The sequence below is a fragment of the Streptomyces sp. NPDC052682 genome (assembly GCF_040678435.1).
Classification (GTDB): domain Bacteria; phylum Actinomycetota; class Actinomycetes; order Streptomycetales; family Streptomycetaceae; genus Streptomyces.
The window spans coordinates 48,417-54,416 of sequence record NZ_JBFATS010000032.1; the positions used below are offsets into that span (position 1 = coordinate 48,417).

General features: G+C 72.6%; 6 protein-coding genes. 3 read left to right on the forward strand and 3 right to left on the reverse strand.

Features of this window, described 5'->3' with window-relative positions; translation table 11 throughout:
* Positions 1–19: 19 nt before the first annotated feature.
* On the reverse strand, positions 20–340 hold the full coding sequence (locus AB0K80_RS32620; RefSeq protein ID WP_365675948.1) for an ANTAR domain-containing protein: 321 nt from the start codon (positions 338–340) through the stop codon (positions 20–22).
* Between the two features lie 213 nt (positions 341–553).
* On the opposite strand from AB0K80_RS32620, the gene AB0K80_RS32625 reads away from it, so the two are divergent.
* The gene (locus AB0K80_RS32625; protein WP_365675949.1) at positions 554–1,351 is read left to right on the forward strand and encodes a VOC family protein; all 798 of its coding nucleotides are present in this window, start codon (positions 554–556) and stop codon (positions 1,349–1,351) included.
* Positions 1,352–1,788: 437 nt separating this feature from the next.
* Here the strand turns inward: AB0K80_RS32625 and glgX are convergent, their stop codons facing one another.
* The gene (gene glgX / locus AB0K80_RS32630) at positions 1,789–3,936 is read right to left on the reverse strand and encodes a glycogen debranching protein GlgX (protein WP_365675951.1); all 2,148 of its coding nucleotides are present in this window, start codon (positions 3,934–3,936) and stop codon (positions 1,789–1,791) included.
* Positions 3,933–4,445, reverse strand: a complete 513-nt coding sequence (locus AB0K80_RS32635) for a pep a2 (protein ID WP_365675953.1) — start codon at positions 4,443–4,445, stop codon at positions 3,933–3,935. Before AB0K80_RS32635 ends, glgX begins: the two co-directional genes overlap by 4 nt.
* Before the next feature lie 262 nt (positions 4,446–4,707).
* On the opposite strand from AB0K80_RS32635, the gene AB0K80_RS32640 reads away from it, so the two are divergent.
* Together AB0K80_RS32640 and AB0K80_RS32645 are read left to right on the forward strand one after the other, a co-directional pair.
* A complete protein-coding gene (locus AB0K80_RS32640) occupies positions 4,708–5,094 on the forward strand; it encodes a DUF5133 domain-containing protein (protein WP_365675955.1) in 387 nt (128 codons plus the stop codon).
* Positions 5,095–5,167: 73 nt separating this feature from the next.
* Positions 5,168–6,000, forward strand: an 833-nt coding sequence (locus AB0K80_RS32645) for a maltotransferase domain-containing protein (RefSeq protein WP_365675957.1), incomplete at its 3' end; no start/stop codon positions are given.

Consider the following 6,000-nt stretch of genomic DNA (forward strand, 5'->3'; position numbering starts at 1 on the left):
ACCGGCGCCGCCGGGCGGTTCACCGCTCCGGCGGCGCGCCGGGGATCTGTGTGGGGCCGAACCGGTCGAGAGCGTCTTCCAGTTCCGCCCGGATCTCCGGGGCCATGGCGCCGGTGCGGCCCCAGATCAGGATCATCTCCGCGACGTTGCGCAGTTTGACGTTCGTGTGCTGGGAGATCTGCCTCAGCACCGCCCACCCCTCGTCCGGGGAGACCCGGCCGAGGGCGACGATCATGCCGATCGCCTGGTCCACGACGGCGTGGGAGACGACCGCCTCCTTCAGCTGCTGGACCTCTTCCTGAAGTTGGAGGATCCGTTCCGAGCCGCCGTCCGTGGGCATGGTGACCTCCGGGTCCGGTGCGCCGTGGTCCGACCCATCCATCGTCCTCGCGCGTGCCGTCCGCTGCCACCGGGCCGGGCGGCGGACGCGCGGGAGCGCCACCGTTTCGGCGGCGCCGCGGGGGTACTCGGCAGGCGCCCCGGGCGGTTCCGGTCGGACACTGGTGTCATCCCTCCGGTGGGCCGCCGGCCGACGAGATCAGGACGCGACACCATGGAAGACGACATGCCCTCCCCCGCAGCCGCCAAGATGTCCACGCACTCCGTGTTCGGAGCGCCCTGCTGGGTGACGCTGACCAGCCGGGACGTGCAGGCGACCGAGGAGTTCTACGGGGCCGTGCTGGGCTGGCAGTGGCGCCCGGCGCGGCTCGGCGACCGGTTCCGGATCGCGCTGGCGGACGGCTCGCCGGTGGCCGGGATCGCCGCGGTGGCGACGATGTACCAGATGGCGGTGGCGTGGACGCCGTACTTCGCCGTGCCCAGCGCGGACGAGGCGGCGGCGCGGGTGCAGGAGCGCATGGGCACGGTCGCGGTCGGGCCGATCTCCCTGCCGCCCGGCCGCGCGGCCCTGCTGGCCGACCGGGACGGGGCGACCTTCGGCATCTGGGAGGGCGAGCTCTTCACCGACTGGGAGACCTGGCGGCACGCGCAGCCGGTCTTCATCACACTGCACACCCGTGACGCGTTCGACGCCGCGATCTTCTACGGCGAGGTCCTCGACTGGGCGTCGGAGCGTCCCGGCTGCTGCGAGGTGCAGTACGAGGGCGGTGAGGTGGTGCTGCGCAGCCGCGGGGACGTGGTCGCCAGGATCGAGTCGGGCGCGCTGGAGGCGGCCCCCGATCCCACGATCCGGCCGCACTGGCAGGTCCACTTCACCGTGCCGGACGTCTCCGCGTGCGCCCGGGCCGCGGAACTGCACGGCGGCAGCGTGTTGTCCAAGGGCAGCGACGAGGCGGTCCTGCGCGACCCGGACGGCGCCCAGTTCACGGTGACGGCCCGCCGCCGCGGCTGACCCGGCCCGGGCTCGGGCTCGGCGCCCGGCCTGAGGGCCGGCCGCGACCGTGGTGGCCCAGCAGCGGCCGAGCGGGCTGTGAGGCGCGTGCGGCCCGTGGCACTGCCCTGCCCCGACTACGGCCGCCCCGGGTCAGACACGTCGGACCGCCTCGGCGCGTGTCCGTCACCCCACCACGCGCCCCTGGGCGGCGCGGGCCGCCGCATCGGAGGTTCCCGACCCGCCCGCCCGCGCCTCTGCCTGCCCTGCCCCGAGGGCGACCGCCCCCGGGCCTGACACGTCGAGGCGGACTCGGTGACCGGAGGCTGCGTCCGTGGCGGCCCGACGGCCGCCGACCGGACGGCGAGCCCCAGGCTCCCAAGGCTCGGCGCCCGGTGTCGAGGGCGACCGCCCCCGGGACCTGGCAGGGCGCCGCGGCCCAGGGAGTCCGGGCCCGCTCAGCGGGGCGTGCGGCTCGGGCGGCACAGCAGGACCAGGCTGCGTGGCTCCACGGTCAGGCGGGTGCCCGCCTTGTGTTCCGCCTCGTCGGGGGTGGCCTCCGGGTCGGCGGTGTCGATCAGGGCGGTCCAGCGCTCGCCGTAGGTGCGGTCCGGCAGACGGAACTCCACGGGCTCCCAGTGGCTGTTGAGGAGCAGGAGGAAGGAGTCGTCCACCACGCGCCGCCCGCGCGGGTCGGGTTCGGCGATGGCGTCCCCGTTGAGGAAGACGCCGACGCAGTGGGCGTCGCCCCGCTGCCAGTCGTCGTCGCCCATCTCCTGGGCGTCGGGCGCCAGCCACACCAGGTCGGGCAGCGGCTGGTCGGCGTTGCGCACCGTCTCGCCGCGGAAGAAGCGGCGCCGGCGCAGCACCGGGTGGGCCCGGCGCAGCTGGATGACGTACCGGGTGAAGTCCAGCAGGGCGCGCTGCTCGTCGGTGAGCCGCCAGTCGATCCAGGAGATCTCGTTGTCCTGGCAGTAGGCGTTGTTGTTGCCGCGCTGGGTGCGGCCCAGTTCGTCGCCGTGGCAGAGCATCGGGATGCCCTGGGACAGCATCAAGGTGGCGAGGAAGTTGCGCTGCTGGCGGGCGCGCAGCTCCAGGACGGCCGGATCGCGGGTGTCGCCCTCGGCGCCGCAGTTCCAGGAGCGGTTGGCCGACTCGCCGTCCCGGTTGTCCTCGCCGTTGGCCTCGTTGTGCTTGTCGTTGTAGGAGACCAGGTCGCGCAGGGTGAAACCGTCGTGCGCCGTCACGAAGTTGACGCTGGCGCGGGGGCGGCGACGGCTGGGCTGGTACAGGTCCGAGGAGCCGGTGAGCCGGGAGGCGAACTCGCCGAGGGTGTGGTCCTCGCCGCGCCAGAAGTCCCGTACGGCGTCCCGGTACAGGCCGTTCCACTCCGACCACAGCGGCGGGAAGTTGCCCACCTGGTAGCCGCCCTCGCCCACGTCCCAGGGTTCGGCGATCAGCTTGACGCGGCTGATCACCGGGTCCTGCTGGATGAGGTCGAAGAACGCCGACAGCCGGTCCACCTCGTGGAACTGCCGCGCCAGGGTGGCCGCCAGGTCGAAGCGGAAGCCGTCGACGTGCATCTCGGTGACCCAGTACCGCAGCGAGTCCATGATCAGCTGCAGTACGTAGGGGTGGCGCATCAGCAGGCTGTTGCCGGTGCCGGTGGTGTCGTAGTAGTGCTCCCAGTCGCCGTCCACCAGGCGGTAGTACGAGGAGTTGTCGATGCCGCGGAAGGACAGCGTGGGTCCCATGTGGTTGCCCTCGGCGGTGTGGTTGTAGACCACGTCGAGGATCACTTCCAGTCCCGCCTCGTGCAGGGTCTTCACCATCTGCTTGAACTCGGCGACCTGCTGGCCGCGACTGCCGTGGGCGGCGTAGCCGTTGTGGGGCGCGAAGAAGCCGATCGTGTTGTAGCCCCAGTAGTTCGACAGGCCGCGGTCCTGCAGCACCCCGTCCTGGACGAACTGGTGCACCGGCATGAGCTCCACGGCGGTGACGCCCAGCCTGGTCAGGTGCTCGACGACCGCGGGGTGGGCGAGCCCGGCGTAGGTGCCGCGCAGTTCCTCGGGGACGTCGGGGTGGGTGCGGGTCAGGCCCTTGACGTGGGCCTCGTAGATCACCGTGTCGGCGTACGGCCGGCCGGGGCGGCGGTCGTCGCCCCAGTCGAAGGCCGGGTCGGTGACCACGCCGAGCATCGTGTGCCCGGCGCTGTCGGCCGGGTCGGGGCCGTCCGGGTTCCGCTCGTACAGGGACGGGTGGTTGTCGATCTGCCCGTCCACCGCCCGGGCGTACGGGTCGAGCAGCAGCTTGGCCGGGTTGCAGCGGTGGCCCAGCGACGGCGCCCAGGGGCCGTGCACCCGGTAGCCGTAACGCTGGCCGGGGCCCACGCCGGACAGGTAGCCGTGCCACACGAAGCCGTCGACCTCGGTCAGCGGCACCAGGGTGTGGCTGCCGTCGTCGTCCACCAGGACGAGCTCGACGCGTTCGGCGACCTCGCTGAAGAGCGCGAAGTTGGTGCCGTGGCCGTCGTGGGCCGCACCCAGCGGGTAGGGGTGCCCGCTCCACGCGGACACCCCTGCCCGGGTCTCGTACCGCCGGGTCACCGGGCCTCCTCCAGGACCTCGTCCGGCGTCCCGGCCGCGCCCGCCAGCTGGGCGACCGCCACCTCGCGGGGCACCTCCAGGCCCTCGCTGAGCTGCGGAGCCGGTGCGGTGGGCACCAGCGGGACGCGTTCGCCCGCACGGGCGCGCTGCGAGAACCAGATGACCTTGCTGCCGGTCTCGGTGGCGCAGCAGCCCCAGCCGTCGCTCATCGCGGCCAGGTGCTCCAGGCAGGCGCGCAGTTCCTGGTCGGGGCGCAGGGCGCGGTCGTTGTCGCCGATGGCGGTGATGAGGTGCTGGCCGTTCCACCACATCTCGATGGAGGTGTTCTTGTCGGTGGCGTGCTCGTCGATGGCGTGCAGCAGCATCTCGGCGCCGCCGCAGACGGGCTGGACCAGGTTGTCCAGGTCCCAGTACCTCAGGTGAGCGGCCAGAATGCGGCTGACCTGTCCCACCCGTTCCGGGCTGACTTCCACATCGAGGTGGTAGTAGCAGGGCACTGCGGTCTTCATCGGTTGGCTCCTCACCGCGAGGCTCCCGCTCCTTCTCGCTCCGCACTCCTGCGGAAACGAGCCCCGAACACGGAACGTGAGCACTGATCGCTTCTGAGTCACCCTCAGCCTGAGGGTGCTAGTCCGTTCGTGCAACACGAGCGCACACCTGAGACATGCGAGCACACATAGGAGCGCATGGTGGTTGAAGATCCAACAAGACGGTGCGTCATCGCGCGTGCACCATGTGTGAAGAACTCACCCCCGAAAGGTGGACGGCGCCATGCTGCTCCCCGCCAAAGCCGAAGTCGCCCGGCAGCTGCGGCGTTACCGGGCCTGGGAACGCGTCATGCTCGCGGCGCCGGCCGACCACACGGTGCGGGCCACCTTCGAGGACTCGGGTTACACCCTGTGCGTGCTGATGGGGAAGCGGTGCGCGCGGGAGGCGGCCGACGCCGCCGAGCGGTACCTGCGGACGAACGTCGTCACCTATCTGCGGGACTCCCGGCCCGCGTTGCGGGAGTCCCCGGTGCTCCAGGAGCCCCTCCCCCGTCTGCAGGAGCGTCCGCGGGAGTCCCCTCCGCGGGAGCAGAAGGAGCGGCCCCGCCGGGCCGGAGCGGTCCGGCGCACTCCGCCCACGGCGGAGCGACGTTTTCCGGCGGGAAGGTGACGGCCTTCCCGCCTTGGTTCGGTCCCCTGGCCGGGCACCCGCCCGGCAGCGAGCACGGCGGAGGTGAAGACCCATGAAGACGACCCGGGCGGTCGGCCGGATCCCGGTACGGGACGTACGGCCGGCCGTGGAGTGCGGCCGACGGCCGGCCAAAGCGGTCGTGGGAGAGACGTTCGAGGTCACCGCCACCGTGTTCCGTGAGGGGCACGACGCGGTGGCCGCCAACGTCGTACTGAAGGACCCCGAGGGCCGCCCCGGGCCGTGGACACCGATGCGGGAGCTGGCCCCCGGCACGGACCGCTGGGGTGCCGAGGTCAGCGCGGACACCGTGGGCCACTGGACGTACCGGGTGGAGGCGTGGGGCGACCCGGTGACCACCTGGCGCCGGACCGCCGGCATCAAGGTTCCGGCCGGCATCGACCAGGGGCTGGTCCTGGAGGAGGGCGCCGCGCTGTACGAGCGGGCCGCCGCCGGGATCCCGAAGGAGCAGGGGCGCGGCGTGGTGCTGGCCGCGGCGGCGGCCCTGCGCGACGAGTCCCTGTCCCCGGCACAGCGCCTGGCGGCGGCGACGGCACCGGAGGTGGACCGGGTGCTGGCCCGCCATCCGCTGCGGGAGTTCGTCACCAGCAGTGATCCGATGCCGTTGCTGGTGGAGCGGGAGCGGGCGCTGTACGGGTCGTGGTACGAGTTCTTCCCGCGCTCGGAGGGCACCGAGGAGGAACCGCACGGCACGTTCCGTACCGCCGCGCGGCGGCTGCCGGCGATCGCGGCGATGGGCTTCGACGTGGTCTACCTGCCGCCGATCCACCCCATCGGCACCACCTTCCGCAAGGGGAAGAACAACACCCTCACCCCCGGCCCCGACGACGTCGGCGTGCCCTGGGCGATCGGCTCCCCCGAGGGCGG